Here is a 15,177-nt window from a genome sequence, read left to right on the forward strand (position 1 = left end):
GGATTCGCCACCGGGGATGGTTGGGTTCGCTTCATAATTATAGAACAACGCACAAGCCATGGGCTTGTGCGTTTGCTATAGCATAAGTAAAGTGCGCATTGTTATCTACGCGATCCAGACCTCGGCTTCTCCAACCGGCTACGTTCACGCATAGCGTTAATTTGCCTTGCAGCTCTTTCATCCCGGCGGCCTTGTCTTGTTCGGAGCTGGCTCAGCATAACGAGCAGGCCCAGGGTGCCGAGTACATATGAGATGATGGGCTTCACTTCATTCCACAGGTTGACCCCGGCCAGAAGTAACACTGCGCCAATGATGGTGGCAATCATCCGCTGTGTATTTTTATTTTGCGTCTCGATTAATTTTTGTTCAAGGGAGCTCGACAGCTTGACCCTTAAGCCTCCGCTATCCATTTTATCGATTGCCGAAATAAACTTCTTGGTCGTCGGAAGGATGTCTTTGAGCATACCCTTGCCATCCTCGATAACTTTGGAGATGACGCTTCCCCGCAGATCGCGGCGCACTACCTGTTCCACATAAGGCTTAACCGTCCCGACCAGATCAAGCTCAGGGTCCAGTCCGGTACAGAGGCCGTACACGGTGCCTATGGCTTTGCCCAGGAATGTAGTATTAGCAGGTAACTGAAATGGCTGGGAGTAGAGGAAATTTCGCAATTCTTCCACATTGTCGCCGGAGGTCACAAAACTCAGATCGAACGTATCCCCGTTGATTTGTTCGAATAATAAGGTAAGATTCCTTGAGAATACCTCCAGATCTACATTCCTTCTTAGAAATCTCAAACGGGTGAGGGCATCGATGGCGCCGTGTGCGTCTTTCAAATATACGGCCAGCAGAAGGGCGACCATCTGGGTCTTCATATCCCCGGGAATCCGCCCGACCATTCCAAAATCGATTAAGGCAATGGTGCCGTCAGGCTGCACGAGAACATTGCCCGGGTGCGGGTCGGCGTGAAACAGCCCGTTCAATAGAATCTGTTCCACGAACATTTCGATCAGCGACGTTGCCAGTTGGGTCCGGTCCACACCCCAAGCCTCAAGCGTGGCGGAATCATTGATTTTGACACCCTCCATAAACTCCATGGTCAGCACCTGCGAAGTGGTACAGGACCAATGAATGTGTGGAATTACGACATCCTTCCGGTGGGCTAACTGCTGCTTGAAATCTTCTGCATTATGCCCTTCTTGCTGATAGTCGAGTTCTTCCATAATGGTGTCATGAAACTCTTCATATACCGCATCGAGATCCATGAAGTCTGTAATGATCTTCTGGCGTTTCAATAACGAAATGGCGACCTGGATGGACTTCCAGTCAATCGCGATAATATCTTCGACCCCGGGACGCATCACCTTCACGGCGACTTGTTCGCCTGTCCGTAAGGTTGCCCGGTGGACCTGTCCGAAGGAAGCTGCTGCAATGGGAGTCGCGCTGAACTCAGCAAACCTCTCGCTGATGGATGCTCCGAGCTCACGCTCTACCTTCTGCCGGATCTCGGAGAAATCTACGAATTCTACGGAATCCTGCAGCTTGGACAATTCCTCGATAACTTCCTTCGGCAGCATATCCACCTGCGCACTCACATGCTGCCCAAGCTTGATAATTAATCCGCCCATATCCATGGCAGTGGTCGTGAAATAGACTGCCTGTTTGCGGTATAAGGCTTTGGTTCTCGCTGCAAAGCGCCGCCGTGACATCAAGTACTTCAGCTTGCCCAGCCACCAGAAATCCCAGGCGAACTTGAAAATCATCCCCATGGTTCTTCTGAACCGTACATCCTTCATTAATTTCAGGAATTCGCTCATTGTTGTTCATCTACCACAGAGTCATTATGCTGCATCCCAGATCTCTCCTTCTAAAATCCATCTGCCTAACTGTATGATATTTCATACCAGACAGATATACAATTACAGGCTTGGACTTCTGGCATCTGATGACTGCGGTTCGTCCCGGAACGCCCGGCGGCCGAGCAAACCGACGCAGAAAGCCAGCGATGTCAGAACCGCCGCCAGCAGATACAGGTTGACGATCCCGAACCGTTCGGCCAGTCCCGCCATGACCAGCAGCGAGATGCAGAACACCAGATGCAGCAGCGAGGCTTGCGCCGACAGCACCTTGGGCAGCATCTGCTTGCTGGTGCTGCGCTGGATGAGGGTACGCCGGTTAATCACCGACAGCTCCGTGAATGGTCCCGTCAGCAGAACAAGTATCAGCGCTACATAAGGCTGGGTATTCAGAGCATACATCAGGGTGAGCAGGCTGTAGCCTGCCATACCGATGAGCATCGCTCCCAGGTAACGGTTGCCGATGAGCCGCACTGCCGACAGGACCAGCAGCCCGCCGCCGACCGTTCCGGCAAAATAGGCTGCGTTAATGAAGCCCCACCATTCCTCGCCTTGCTTCAGCGCCACCTGGACGAAGGCCAATGTGAACGCGCCGACCCAGACTGAGCCGCCTAGCATGTCGATGATGTCCATGAAGGTCAGCATCCGCAGGCGGGGCATCCGCCAGATGACTTGCCAGCCTTCAGTTAAGGTCTTCCATCGCGAAGAAGCTGCCTGTTCAGAGTCCGCCGGCTGCCCCTGCATCTGGACACTTGCCTCTGCCGGCTCTCTGACGCCAAGCGTAAATGCGGCCGCCAGCCCATAGATGGCCGCTGTCATCAACAGCGCCGGGCTGGGCCCCAGGAACGCGACCAGCAGGCCGCTCAGTCCCCAGCCCGCAAACTGCACGACCTGGTCGCTGACGCTGATCAGCCCGTTGGCACGGAGCAGCCCCTCCTCCTGCGTGACAAGCCGCGGCACCAGCGCATTGCGGGCCGGAACGGTCCAGCCGTCCAGGAAGGACATGACGAAGACCAGGGCAAAGACCAGTGTGAGTGAAGCAGCCGCGCCGTTAAGCTGCAGATACAGAGCCAGCAGCACAAACAGCAGGAACTGGCCAGTCTGTGAGATCAGCAGCAGCGAGGGCAGCTTGATCCGGTTGATAAGCAGCGGGGCGATGAAGCCGCTCACGATCTGGGCCGAGCTGCGCATCAGCGGCATCAGCGCCGCCGAGACAAGTGAATCTGTGCGGTCCAGCACCAGCACCGTCAGCGCCATAATATACAAGACATCGGCGGCATTCGCCGCCGTCTGAGTTGTCCAGAGATAATAGAAGGAACGTGTTAATAACCGTGGTTTCAAGAAATTCCGGGCCTCCATTTCTGCATCCATAACCTCAAATGTAAGATAAGGATAACAATAATGGAAATTTTAGAGTTTGACAAACCTCAGAGGAAATATGAAGGCGTTACATGGTTCATTTCATATGACGGGTCAACGCCCAGAAGATCAGAGCCAGCGCACTAACCGTTGCACCGAGCAGGCATACCCCGCTCCAGCCCGAGTATGCATACATACTGGTAGAGGCAATCGATCCGGTGGCGCTGCCGATCGAATAGAAGACCATGTAACCGGCAGTAAGCCTGCTGCGGGCTTCCGGGCGCAGATTAAGGATCATGCTCTGGTTGGTGACATGTACGGCTTGTACGGCCAGGTCAAGAAGGATAATCCCGATGATTAGCGCGAGCAGCGAATGTGGAGTATAACTGATCGGCAGCCAAGAGATGAGTAGCAGAGTTAGCGCCACACCGGTGGTCTTTTGACCTAACCCCCGATCGGCCAGACGGCCTGCCCGCGCTGCTGCTAACGCCCCGGTAACTCCGGCGAGACCAAACGCTCCAATCGCAGTATGTGACAGAGATAGCGGCGGAGCGCTGAGAGGCAGCACCAGGGAAGTCCACAAGATACTGAAGGCGGTAAATATCAGCAGGCATAACACAGCACGGATTCGCAGCAGCCGTTCTTGTGCGAAAAGCGTGAATAGCGAACGGAGAAGCTGCGGGTAGGATAAGGATTCTCTCCGGGGCTCAGATTGCGGCAGCACCCTGAACAATACACCTGCCATGATTAACGTGAGTCCTGCCGAGACAAGGTAGACCGAACGCCAACCGGCCAGATCCGTTAACGCGCCGGCGAATGTCCGCGCCAGTAGAATACCAATGACAATTCCGCTGGTCACCACACCGACCGTGCGCCCGCGTTCAGCCGGGGCAGCCAAGGTGGCTGCAAAAGCAACGAGCGTCTGTGTCACTACCGCCAGCAATCCTACCGTAGCGATGCCTATGAATAACACCATGCTGGTGGGGGCAGTACCCACTATAATCAAAGCCAGCACGGATACCAGCATCTGTCCGGCAATCAGCCAGCGCCGATTGAGCAGATCGCCGAGCGGCACCAGCAATAGCAGTCCAAGGGCGTAACAAATCTGAGTCACTGTAATCACGATGCCGACGGAAGAATGCGTAATCCCGAATTCGCTGGAGATCGCGTCCAGTAAGGGCTGGGCGTAATAGATGTTAGCAACGGCGAGTCCGCAGGTGATGGCAAACAGAAGTGCAACCTTGCGGGACATTGAAGATGCAGATACTGGTTCTGCTGCTACGTCATTAAATTTCGGTTCTTTCATAAAGCCCGCCAAACATAACGCCTCCTTCGATATATGGATATAATTAAATACTTATCGGTATGAAATAATTCCTGATAAATATAACGCCAAGCAAAATCAACTGTCAAGGGGCAACTGGCGTGTAAGATATATAGAATGGTCTGATTGACAGAAGGATCTTCGCCAAATACAATCGTAATATACCATTCGATATGAAATGAGGGGAGTTTTATGGCCCGGCCACGTGAATTTGATCAGGATAAGGCGCTAGAGGCAGCTATGCATGTGTTTTGGGAAAAAGGGTTCGAAGCGGCCTCCTTAAGCGACTTAACCGCAAGAATGGGCATTCAGCGTCCAAGCCTATACTCTGCCTTTGGAGATAAAAAAGGCTTATTTGAAGCTGCCCTGCGAAAATATACTAGTTCCCATGCTGCCTATGTCCGCACCAGTCTGCACAAGCATTCTTCAGTTAAGGAGGCGTTCCGTACCTTTTTTGAGGATGTGGTGTCCAAAGAATACGGGAAAAGCCCGAGCACGGGGTGCTTCTGCATTAATTCAATGGTGGAGCTCGCTCCTCATGATGAGAAATTTGCGATCCTGACCAGAGAACATCAGATGTACCTCTCGGTCATCTTCCAGGAAACGCTTGAACGGGGCTTGCGGTCAGGGGAGCTGGATATGGGGATTAACGCCAAGGATCTGGCGCAGACACTTGTCATTTCGTTAATAGGACTTACGGTGTTCCTGAAATCCCGTCCGGACAGGATAGTGATTGATAACTTTGTGAAACAGATACTTACGTTAGTAACCCGGCATCATCTTGGCGGATGAACCTACCGCAAGCCTGGACACCAAGCGTGCCCATGAAGTGGTCTCCCTGATTGCTCATGAGGTGAGAACACGCCGCAAAGCGGCGATTATGGTCACACATGATGAGCGCATGCTTGAATATTGCAATAAGGTGTACCGGATGGAGGACGGGAGGTTGTTTTTGCAGTAGTGAGCTTCCATGAAAAGGGTTGCAAGAAAGTCTTGTTGAACTAAAAAATCCATGATATAATCGGTCCAGAATTAAATAGATAACGGATTGTTACTACGTATGTAGGCAATACCATTAACAGAGCTATATTTATATGGCGAAGTTTGTGGTCTTGCCTTTTTTTATTTTGTGATAAAGGTGGTTATTATGAGAATTGCAAAAGTGTTGAATAATAATGCCATCATTACTGTGAATGACCAGAATAAAGAAGTGGTGGTAATAGGCAGGGGGATTGCGTTCAAGAAGAAGCCGGGCGACCTCATTGAAGAAGATAAAATTGAGAAGGTCTTCATGGATAATGAGAGTATATCCGACAAAATGAAGACGCTTCTATCCGAGATCCCGCTTGCGCATATGGAGATTTCGGAGCGTATTATTAATCTCGCCAAAATGAATCTGGGGAAGAGACTGCACGACAGCATCTATGTTAGTCTGACCGACCATATCCATTCGGCCATCGAACGCTTCAGGCAGGGACACCATATCAAGAATGTGTTGCTGTGGGAGGTCAAGAAATTCTACAAGGATGAATTCGAGATTGGTGAGAAAGCGTTGTTACTGATCCATGAGGAGCTGGGAATCCAGTTCCCGGAAGACGAGGCCGCTCATATTGCGCTCCATCTGGTAAATGCGCATATGAATGAAGAAATCCCGAATGTAGTTAAAATCACCAAGATCATGCATGAGATTCTCAATATCGTGAAGTACCATTTCAAAATCGATTACGACGAAGAGTCGCTGACGTATTACAGGTTCGTCACCCATCTCAAATTCTTCGCCCGAAGAATATTAAATGGCACACATATTGAGAATACCGATAGTGAGTTATATGAGATGGTCAAGCAGCAGTATAAGGACTCCTTCTTGTGTGGACGGAAGATTCAAGATTATATCCGAAAAACATACAATTGCACACTGACCAATGAAGAAGTTATGTATTTAACGATTCATATTGAAAGAGTCGTACATCTAAAATAACCCTTGTTTGGGGTTGCTACTGCGGAGCAGGCAAAACCTAAACTGGAAAAGGACTATCCCTGTATTTTGCTAGGGGTATTCTTTCACCGGTTTAGGTTTTTCTTATATTTTTCTTATCAATGAAGAGGAGTGAGCTGTACCATGGATCAACAAAAGCTGGCGAAAGAAATACTAAAATTAGTAGGCGGGGAAGACAACATACAGGATTATACCCATTGTATGACCAGACTTCGCTTCAATCTGCGGGAGAATGGGGCGGCGGACCGAATAAAGCTAAAGGAGCTGCCGGGAGTGATGGATGTTAACATTAACGGCGGGCAATTTCAGGTCATCATCGGCAACGATGTATCCAAGGTGTATGGAGAGTTAAGCAAGATTGCCAAAAACAATGCTGGCTCTGCCAAGGAGAACGCTGAACAACAAGGTAACAATAAAGGGCAGAAGCTCGGCATTAAGGCTTCGGTTGGCAAGTTTTTTGCAGATATCTTACCGGGAATATTCAATCCCATTGTTCCGGCTATAGCGGGAGCAGGGATGATCAAGGCGCTGCTGGCTGTAATTGTCATGTTCAATGCCACAGCAGCAAATACGGATCTCTACAAAATTCTGAATATTATTTCAGATGCCGTATTCTATTTCCTGCCGATGCTGCTCGCCTTCAGCTCTGCCAAGAAATTCAATGTCAATCCGTATCTGGCTGTTGTGATAGGGGGCGTGCTGCTCCATCCTAACTTTGCCAAGTTTATGGCCGACGGTATAACGTCGATGAGCTTCCTGGGATTGCCGGTCAAGCTGGTATCCTACTCTTCCTCTGTGATTCCTATTATTGCAACCGTATGGATCATGTCTTATGTAGAACGTTTTGTCCGCAAAATTGTACCGAATGTACTGAAGACCATCCTGGAGCCGATGCTGATCCTGTTAATTGTGGCACCTATCGCATTAATCGTGATTGGCCCATTAGGAATTTATGCGGGTAATGCCATTGCCGATGGCTACATGTATTTCTATGAGCATTTTGGTGTCATCGCCGGAACGCTGCTTGGAGCCACATTCTCGCTGATGGTCATCACCGGACTGCATTACGGTCTCATTCCGCTTGTCTTCCAGGCGATTGCCCAGAACGGATTCGACTACATTATGCCGATTATGACCGTTGCTAATATCGCGCAGGCCGGTGCTGTATTCGCCGTATTCCTGAAGACCAAAAACAATAATATGAAGTCCTTGTCCGGAGCCTCAACGATCAGCGCGCTGATGGGCATCTCAGAACCAGCTATTTACGGGGTGAACCTCAAGTTGAAAAAGCCGTTTATTGCCGGGTTGATCGGCAGTGCTGCAGGTGCATTCATCTTAAGTATCTTCCAGGTGGCAGCCTATGCGCTGGGGAAAGTCGGCTTGCCGTCCTTGCCGCTGTACATCGGACATAAATTTTCATTGATGATTCTGGCAGTGTGTGTCAGCTTTGTCGTTGCGGCTGTTGTCGCTTATGTTCTGGGCTTCAAGGATGTTACAGAGGCGCCAGCGGAAGAGAACAGTACGGACCTTCCCAAGCCGTCTGAGAGTGTACCTGTATCTGCCAAAAAGCTGCAAAACGAAGAAATCTATGCTCCCATTGCAGGCGAGGTTAAAAGCTTAAGCGAAGTCAGCGATCCTGCCTTTTCGCAGGAGACGATGGGTAAAGGCATCGCAATTCTGCCTAGTGAGGGCCGTGTTGTATCCCCAATTCATGGTGTTGTGTCGGTGGCTTTCAAAAAGAAGCATGCTGTTCTCCTTACCAGCGACGACGGGGCAGAGGTTCTGATTCATGTCGGGATTGATACGGTCAAGCTGGGCGGCAAACACTTCACGCTTCATGTGAATCAAGGTGACCGGGTAAATGTCGGCGATCTGATTCTTGAATTCGATAGGGAGAGTATTATTCAGGAGGGCTTCGACATCATTACTCCGGTGATCATCTCTAATACCAGCGACTACGCAGGCATTACGGCTGTCAGCCAGACTACCGTGAAAGAAAAGGATGCTCTACTGAAACTTAATGTATGAACCAATAGAAGGGAAGAAGATAGAATGAAACAGACAGACATGCAATTCCCGGAAGGCTTCTTATGGGGGGGCGCGATTGCAGCTAATCAGGTGGAAGGCGCTTATCAGGAGAACGGTAAAGGGCTATCGATTGCTGACATTCTGGCCAACGGCATCTTTAACCCGCCCTATGAGCATCCGGGTAAGAAGAATCCTTACCATGAGGCTATAGATTTCTACCACAGATACGAGGAGGACATCGCGTTATTCGCTGAGATGGGCTTCAAGGCGCTCCGTACCTCCATTGCCTGGACAAGAATATTCCCTAACGGGGACGAAGAGACTCCCAATGAAGCCGGTTTGCAGTTTTACGACCAATTATTCGATTGTTTGCGGAAGTATAATATTGAGCCGGTTGTGACACTGTCCCATTATGAAATGCCGCTTGGACTTGTTAAGGATTACGGCGGGTGGAGAAACCGCAAGCTGATTGAGTTCTTTGAGAGATATGCGATTGCTGTATTTAAGCGTTACAAGGACAAGGTGAAATACTGGATTGCCTTCAACGAGATCAACGTGCTGCTCCACATTCCCTTCGTCGGCGGCGGAACGGTCATTGAGGAAGGCGAGAACAAGAAGCAGATCATCTACCAGATGGCGCACTACCAGCATGTAGCCAGCGCATTGGCCGCGAAGGCCTGCCATGAGATTATTCCGGGCTCGCAGATGGGCTGTATGATCGCCGCAGGGCCGTATTACCCGCATACCTGCCATCCCGATGATATTCTCACAGCCATGGAGATGGATAGACAGGTCTTCTTTTTCACGGATGTTATGGCCAGAGGATACTACCCTACTTACGTGAAACGGTGGTTCAAGGAGTATGACATCGAGCTGGATCTGACGGCAGAGGATGAGCAGCTGCTGAAGCAGCATACCGTTGATTATATCAGCTTCAGCTATTACAAGAGCCGCTGTGCCAGCGCTGATCCGAGTGGTCTGGAGATGGTATCGGGCAACCTGGCTATGGGCGTCAAGAATCCTTATCTGAAAGCATCGGAGTGGGGCTGGCAGATTGATCCCACGGGCCTGAGATTCACGCTGAACCAGCTCTACGACCGGTATCAGAAGCCGCTTTTCATTGTCGAGAACGGGTTCGGCGCTGTGGACACGGTTGAAGAAGATCAGAGCATCCATGATGATTACCGGATCTCCTATTTGCGGGACCACATGATTGAAGCGGGCAAAGCGATTGAAGACGGTGTTGAACTGCTGGGCTTCCTGAGCTGGGGACCGATTGATATTGTAAGTGCCTCTACAGGTGAGATGAAGAAGCGGTACGGTTACATCTATGTCGATAAAGATAATGACGGTAATGGCACCCTGCAGAGAATCAAGAAGAAGAGCTTCGACTGGTACAAGGAGGTTATCGCTTCTAACGGACAGAGCCTATAGTCTAAGGGAAATGAGATCGCTTGAAAAAGAAAAGGCACCCGCTTGGGTGCCTTTAGCCTTGTTGGTTAGTTTCCGGTTCACTGACACGTTCTGGGCCGTATATGGCCCGCTGCAATTCGCATGGGAATCGGCATCGCTGAGCTGCTGGGGGTCTTAGGGTTGATTTTACCGATGGCGCTCCGAATCCAGCCGCAGCTCACTCCGCTCGCCGCTATGGGTCTGACTGGTGCCGCAGGTTCCGGTCTAGTCTTCCATCTACTGCGGGGCGAATCGAATGTGTGGATCAACATCCTCTTTATAGTGCTGGCGATCATCATTGCTATTGGGCGTTTCCGGCTATTGCAGGGGTGTTAAGGCCCGTCGCTTGACCATGCTGGAGCACTATCATTATTAATGATACTCACCTTCTCTTCTAATCATTTTACCTGACCGCTGTAACAGCTTACACTTTGTATGAAGCCACTACAGCGTAACAGGAGGATATGAAGATGAAGGCAATTACACTTGGACCGCAGGGTCTGCAATATACGGATCACCCGGACAAGCGTCCTGAACAGGGGCAGGTTAAGGTAAGGTTAAAGACAGCCGGACTGAATCACCGGGATTTATTCATCATCGCTGCTGCTTCTGCTACAGAAGGCGCGCCCGGCCCGATTCATCCTTGCGTGCTTGGTTCAGACGGGGCGGGCGTTATTGAAGAGACGGGTGAAGGGGTAAGCGGCCTGGCTCAGGGGATGGAAGTCATTATTAATCCATGTCTCGGCTGGGATCAGGCGGATGAGGTGCCTGTGGTTCCTGACATATTAGGGTACCCTGCAGACGGGACTTTTGCGGAATATGTGATTGTGCCTGAGCAGAATGTTGTGCCTAAGCCAGCGTATCTGTCCTGGGAAGAGGCGGGGGTGTTACCATTAGCGGCACTCACTGCGTACCGGGCGTTATTTACCAGAGGGGACCTGAAGCAGGGCGATCATGTGCTGATTCCTGGCATTGGCGGCGGAGTGGCTACGTTTGCCGCTCTTATGGCGGCAGCGGCTGGGGCGCGAGTTACGGTTACATCCAGAAGTGAAGCGAAGCGTGCAGAGGCTCTGCAATTACCTGTTACACAGGTTATAGACAGCAATAGTATTTGGCGGGAGGAGCTTCAGCATCAGCCTGTAGACCTGATCCTTGATAGTGTAGGGCCAGCGACATTCGGGCAATACTTCGAGGTCATCAAGCCTAACGGGAGAATCGTCATGTTCGGCGCAAGCTCAGGCGATGATCTCTCCATTCCGGCAAGAGCGATATTCTTCCCGCAGCTTCAGGTTCTTGGAACATCTATGGGCAGCCATGAAGAGTTCATCGCGATGCTTCGGTTCATGGAGCAGCATCAGGTACACCCTATCCTGGATAGCGTGTATTCCTTAGCGGAGACTCCGCTTGCCCTTCAGCGGATGGAGCGCGCGGAGCAGCTGGGGAACATTGCCCTGAGAATAGGCTGAGGGTACAGGGACAGGACATAGAGACGCTACTGATTCGGCCCGATAGCCTTGCGCCAGCCCGATGTGATCGTTTTTTCGATTACATTAAAAATGCTACTGACATAACGTTGTCAGTAGCGTTTTTTTATCATTGGACATGTAAACATTCAAGAAAGGATGAACAATTATGAATTTCGTTTCGATACGTATTATTACTGACGACATTGATCGTCTGGTGGAGTTCTATGAGCAAGTGACAGGGATGACGGCAGAGCGGCCCGCTCCGGTATTTGCCGAATTCGTAATGCCAACATGTACCCTGGCCATTGGCCACTCCAAGACAGCGCAGCTATTCGGTGCTGATTCTGTAGTGGCGGGCAATAACCGCACGGTTATTATGGAGTTCCGCGTCAATGATGTCGATGCTGAATATGTACGGTTGAAGCCGCTTGTCGGGGACTGGGTACAGGAGCCAACCACGATGCCCTGGGGGAACCGTTCGATGCTGTTCCGTGATCCCGACGGTAACCTTGTGAATCTCTTTCAACCGGTGACGGAGGATGCGGTTAAACGGTTTGAGGGCAGGTAACGAAAGAAAAAGCTGAAGGTCCCGACGGGTAGCCTCCAGCTTTTTTGTGCAAAAAGCTTTGGCTAGTTCCCGTAACTCTTCAGCCACGATTTCAGTGATCCGCTCATGATCTCATATTCGCTCTGTGCATCATCGGGATGCAGCTCAATTCCCCCGGACGGGCCCATGATAACCATATCTACACGGGTCTGGTCCTTAAAGGTAATGGTCCCGGTGTTGCTCGCTCCGAACGAATTCCCTGCATCAAAAGGTCTAAGCTCAGCATCCTGTATCATTTGGATCATTCTATTTGTTTCTTCTTCGTTTAATACGGTGGGGTTAATCATGCCGATGCTGATTTCCTGAACCTGCCCCGATTCCAGCTTCTCTTTGAACTGCTCCGACCATCGGCGCTCAGCGTTTCCTGAGGCGCAGCTGGATACCACCAGGATGAACCCGGTGATCACAAGGACCACACCGGTTACCCGTTCCGCCCCTAAGGCCAGCCCGCTGGGCTCCGAATTTTTGAACCTCCAGCCCAGCCGTAAATACCAGGCCACCTGAGGCCAAATGGCGATAACCAATCCTACGGCTAGGATTACAACACCCATAAATCCAGTCAAATAAATCACTTCCCATGTCGGTTAATTCATATTTACTACGGGAAACCAATCGTTCAGGTTTCTTTTATAGAAATTCCTTACAATATAGGTATTGACTTGACGTGCACGTAAACTTGTAGGATAGAGCCATGAAGTACTTCATAGCCACAGGAAAGGAGAATTCATGATTACCACTCAGTTGAGTAAAATCGGAGAGGTGTCGAGCCGGTACGGCATCTCCAGCCGAACGCTTAGATACTACGAGGAGATAGGCCTGATCGCGAGTATCAGGGAGCCCAGCAGCGCCAAACGGCTGTACAGCCAGGAGATGCTCAGAAGGCTTGAACTGATTCTGCTGCTGAAGCAGTTAAGCTTCTCCGTAAAGGACATTACAGCGGTACTGTTAGCATCTGAACTGTCAACGGCGGTCGGTGTATTCTGCAATAAACTGGGAGAGGTTCAGCGGGAGATCAGCAACATGCTGGTATTGAGGGAGTTGCTCGAACGGTATGTGGAATTATTGCAGGCACAGGGGGTTGCCAAGGGCAATGCCATCGGTCTGTTATTGGAGCAGTCGAAGAAGATTAATCTGGACGTTGCTGCCATGTTCCGTGAAGGAGAATTAAATATAGAGACGGAGGAATCAGGAAGAATGGAACATCAATTAGTGAAGTTGGGGGATCATCAGGTCCGGTTTATTGAATTGAAGCCTATGAAGGTGGCGTACTATCAGACTACTGCAGGGAATCAGCCGGAGGATGAGGCGTGGAATGTGCTGTATGCATGGGTGAAGGAAAAGGGGTTAGACCAGGTTACGGCCACCCGCTATTTCGGGTTCAATCAGCCTGGCGCGCAGAATGAGCATGGTTATGAGATGTGGGCTACGGTCTCTGAAGACACCGAACCCTCGGGCGAGGTACGGATCAAGCAGGTGAGTGGCGCTCTCTATGCCGTCTCCAGCTTATACGGTCTCGATATCCCCGAAGCCTGGAATCGCTTAAATGAATGGGTGCAGAGCAGTAAATATCAGCCGGGCCCGGGTCAGTGGCTGGAGGAGCACTTCCTGTTCAACGGGGATATGTTTGTTAACGAAGCGTTCCAGCTCGATCTTTATTACCCCGTAGCCATCCAGGCGAAGGGTTAATCTAGACATGTGCTAAGGCCATCCTGCCAAGGGGGGCTTTAACTTTTGAAGGGAAAACGCGGCAGCTTACAGAAATAGTATATTAGACAAGAAAATCAACCCAATGAAAGGATAGAGCCATGAGTTACTTCATCCAGAAGCATTGGACGGAGGAGCGTGAGCTGCCGGGGATCAATTGTTTTGCTTGGGCAGATGGGGAATGAGGGCTTCATTGCCTGCACCGATGCGGGCGCCGCAAGTAGAATCAAGAAATGCCTTTTCCAGTATTCTAGAATGAACATAGAGCGGTTGGAACGAGGGGGTGAGCGGACGGTGTATGAGTGGCACAGGCAGATCCAGACCATTGTCGATGATATGGACCAAAGTATTAAGCAGCATAACAGTGAGGCCATAACGCTGCAATCTCTTGCTGACAAGCTGGGATATTCGGAGTTTCATACGACGAGGAAATTCAAAGAGATATCCGGGATGCAGCTTAGGGATTACCTTCGCCACCGGAAGCTGGCTTTTGCCCTGAAGGAGGTAAGGGATAGCGGGAAAAGCATTCTGGATATTGCGCTCGACTATGGATTCTCCTCTCATGAAGCTTTTACACGCGCATTCAAGGTGACCTATGGTGTGGCCCCAAGCGAGTACCGGAGACACCCGTATCCTGTCGTCCTTCGTACCAAAATCAACCCGTTTGACCGCTACTTTTTCGGACTAGGAGAGGTTGGCATGATCAAATCTACAGAAGAGGTTAAGATTTATTTCGTAACTATTCCGGCGCACAAATTCCTGCACATTAAGAACTACGAGAGCAACGGGTACTGGGATTTCTGGCAGAAGCAGAGCCTGATTCCAGGGCAGGACTGCGAGACCATCAGCGGCTTGCTGGATAGTATCAAGGGGAAGCTGGATGATGACGGCGGAAGCGATACGAACAGCGGTAACGGCCAGATTATGGCCTATATGAATGACCCGGACGGCAGGCTCTGCGATTGGGGATTTCCGCGTACAGAGTGTTATGGGGTGCGTCTCCCTTATGAGTATGAAGGAGAAGTCCCCGCGCAGATGCTGATGGCGGATGTCCCCGAGGCCGAGTATATCGTATTCGAGCACGGGCCATTCGATTATGAGCAGGAGAACCGCAGTGTCGAGGAACGGATGGAGCAGGCGATGGCCAATTTTGATTATACAGGTACTGGCTACTGCTTCGATCCCAGCCCCGGCCGGATCATCTACTTCTATTTCAACCCGGAGCGGTACTTCAAGTATGTCCGGCCTGTTCGGAAGTCATAACCGCTGCCAAGCGCCTGCTGCTCTCATAGGGCAGGTGCTTTACTGATTTCAATAGAAGAATAATGTAACTCTACGCATGACATACAGCACTGAGGACATCCATAATTTGTGATTAACTTGTA

Annotated in this window: 13 protein-coding genes and 1 pseudogene; 10 read left to right on the plus strand and 4 right to left on the minus strand. The window is 50.6% G+C overall.

The features are described 5' to 3' along the window. Nucleotides 1–101: 101 nt before the first annotated feature. The 3 genes from ACFSX3_RS08380 to ACFSX3_RS08390 all read right to left on the minus strand — a co-directional run bounded on the left by ACFSX3_RS08380 (nucleotide 102) and on the right by ACFSX3_RS08390 (nucleotide 4,521). On the minus strand, nucleotides 102–1,817 hold the full coding sequence (locus ACFSX3_RS08380; protein WP_209987132.1) for an ABC1 kinase family protein: 1,716 nt from the start codon (nucleotides 1,815–1,817) through the stop codon (nucleotides 102–104). Nucleotides 1,818–1,919: 102 nt separating this feature from the next. Then, nucleotides 1,920–3,197, minus strand: a complete 1,278-nt coding sequence (locus ACFSX3_RS08385; RefSeq protein WP_379254351.1) for an MFS transporter — start codon at nucleotides 3,195–3,197, stop codon at nucleotides 1,920–1,922. A 115-nt stretch (nucleotides 3,198–3,312) separates the two neighbouring features. Then, the gene (locus ACFSX3_RS08390; protein WP_209987126.1) at nucleotides 3,313–4,521 is read right to left on the minus strand and encodes an MFS transporter; all 1,209 of its coding nucleotides are present in this window, start codon (nucleotides 4,519–4,521) and stop codon (nucleotides 3,313–3,315) included. Between the two features lie 210 nt (nucleotides 4,522–4,731). Between ACFSX3_RS08390 and ACFSX3_RS08395 the strand changes: the two genes are divergently transcribed. The 8 genes and pseudogenes from ACFSX3_RS08395 (at nucleotide 4,732) to ACFSX3_RS08430 (ending at nucleotide 12,049) form a co-directional block, all read left to right on the plus strand. After that, nucleotides 4,732–5,331, plus strand: a complete 600-nt coding sequence (locus ACFSX3_RS08395; RefSeq protein WP_209987124.1) for a TetR/AcrR family transcriptional regulator — start codon at nucleotides 4,732–4,734, stop codon at nucleotides 5,329–5,331. Beyond that, nucleotides 5,309–5,500, plus strand: a pseudogene (locus tag ACFSX3_RS08400) (hemin ABC transporter ATP-binding protein); the annotation flags it as partial. The gene ACFSX3_RS08395 and the pseudogene ACFSX3_RS08400, both read left to right, overlap by 23 nt. 186 nt (nucleotides 5,501–5,686) lie before the next feature. Continuing rightward, nucleotides 5,687–6,517, plus strand: a complete 831-nt coding sequence (licT, locus tag ACFSX3_RS08405) for a BglG family transcription antiterminator LicT (protein ID WP_209987120.1) — start codon at nucleotides 5,687–5,689, stop codon at nucleotides 6,515–6,517. 141 nt (nucleotides 6,518–6,658) lie between these two features. Continuing rightward, on the plus strand, nucleotides 6,659–8,563 hold the full coding sequence (locus tag ACFSX3_RS08410) for a beta-glucoside-specific PTS transporter subunit IIABC (RefSeq protein WP_209987117.1): 1,905 nt from the start codon (nucleotides 6,659–6,661) through the stop codon (nucleotides 8,561–8,563). A gap of 24 nt (nucleotides 8,564–8,587) precedes the next feature. Next, nucleotides 8,588–9,997 (plus strand): 6-phospho-beta-glucosidase, encoded by a 1,410-nt coding sequence (locus ACFSX3_RS08415; RefSeq protein WP_209987114.1) that lies wholly within the window; start codon nucleotides 8,588–8,590, stop codon nucleotides 9,995–9,997. A gap of 114 nt (nucleotides 9,998–10,111) precedes the next feature. Then, the gene (locus ACFSX3_RS08420; protein WP_379258527.1) at nucleotides 10,112–10,351 is read left to right on the plus strand and encodes a DoxX family protein; all 240 of its coding nucleotides are present in this window, start codon (nucleotides 10,112–10,114) and stop codon (nucleotides 10,349–10,351) included. 134 nt (nucleotides 10,352–10,485) lie between these two features. Further along, nucleotides 10,486–11,481 carry a zinc-binding dehydrogenase gene (locus tag ACFSX3_RS08425; RefSeq protein ID WP_209987108.1) on the plus strand — a complete coding sequence of 332 codons (996 nt, stop codon included), beginning with the start codon at nucleotides 10,486–10,488 and terminating at the stop codon, nucleotides 11,479–11,481. Nucleotides 11,482–11,647: 166 nt separating this feature from the next. Beyond that, nucleotides 11,648–12,049, plus strand: a complete 402-nt coding sequence (locus ACFSX3_RS08430) for a VOC family protein (protein WP_209987105.1) — start codon at nucleotides 11,648–11,650, stop codon at nucleotides 12,047–12,049. A 62-nt stretch (nucleotides 12,050–12,111) separates the two neighbouring features. Here the strand turns inward: ACFSX3_RS08430 and ACFSX3_RS08435 are convergent, their stop codons facing one another. Further along, complete coding sequence (locus ACFSX3_RS08435) at nucleotides 12,112–12,651, minus strand: DUF6199 family natural product biosynthesis protein (RefSeq protein WP_379254360.1); 540 nt, start codon at nucleotides 12,649–12,651, stop codon at nucleotides 12,112–12,114. 163 nt (nucleotides 12,652–12,814) lie between these two features. Between ACFSX3_RS08435 and ACFSX3_RS08440 the strand changes: the two genes are divergently transcribed. Both ACFSX3_RS08440 and ACFSX3_RS08445 read left to right on the plus strand, forming a co-directional pair. Beyond that, on the plus strand, nucleotides 12,815–13,774 hold the full coding sequence (locus tag ACFSX3_RS08440) for an effector binding domain-containing protein (protein ID WP_209987099.1): 960 nt from the start codon (nucleotides 12,815–12,817) through the stop codon (nucleotides 13,772–13,774). Nucleotides 13,775–14,086: 312 nt separating this feature from the next. Further along, on the plus strand, nucleotides 14,087–15,055 hold the full coding sequence (locus tag ACFSX3_RS08445; RefSeq protein ID WP_209987097.1) for a helix-turn-helix transcriptional regulator: 969 nt from the start codon (nucleotides 14,087–14,089) through the stop codon (nucleotides 15,053–15,055). Nucleotides 15,056–15,177 lie beyond the last annotated feature (122 nt).

It is taken from the genome of Paenibacillus rhizoplanae, from assembly GCF_042684125.1.
Lineage (GTDB): Bacteria > Bacillota > Bacilli > Paenibacillales > Paenibacillaceae > Paenibacillus_AQ > Paenibacillus_AQ rhizoplanae.

Bases quoted from the DNA above. Each gene is read 5' to 3' on its own strand.
- ACFSX3_RS08380 (WP_209987132.1), bottom strand. From the start codon at position 1,817: ATGAGCGAATTCCTGAAATTAATGAAGGATGTACGGTTCAGAAGAACC.
- ACFSX3_RS08390 (WP_209987126.1), bottom strand. From the start codon at position 4,521: ATGAAAGAACCGAAATTTAATGACGTAGCAGCAGAACCAGTATCTGCA.
- ACFSX3_RS08395 (WP_209987124.1), top strand. From the start codon at position 4,732: ATGGCCCGGCCACGTGAATTTGATCAGGATAAGGCGCTAGAGGCAGCT.
- licT (WP_209987120.1), top strand. From the start codon at position 5,687: ATGAGAATTGCAAAAGTGTTGAATAATAATGCCATCATTACTGTGAAT.
- ACFSX3_RS08410 (WP_209987117.1), top strand. From the start codon at position 6,659: ATGGATCAACAAAAGCTGGCGAAAGAAATACTAAAATTAGTAGGCGGG.
- ACFSX3_RS08415 (WP_209987114.1), top strand. From the start codon at position 8,588: ATGAAACAGACAGACATGCAATTCCCGGAAGGCTTCTTATGGGGGGGC.
- ACFSX3_RS08425 (WP_209987108.1), top strand. From the start codon at position 10,486: ATGAAGGCAATTACACTTGGACCGCAGGGTCTGCAATATACGGATCAC.
- ACFSX3_RS08430 (WP_209987105.1), top strand. From the start codon at position 11,648: ATGAATTTCGTTTCGATACGTATTATTACTGACGACATTGATCGTCTG.
- ACFSX3_RS08440 (WP_209987099.1), top strand. From the start codon at position 12,815: ATGATTACCACTCAGTTGAGTAAAATCGGAGAGGTGTCGAGCCGGTAC.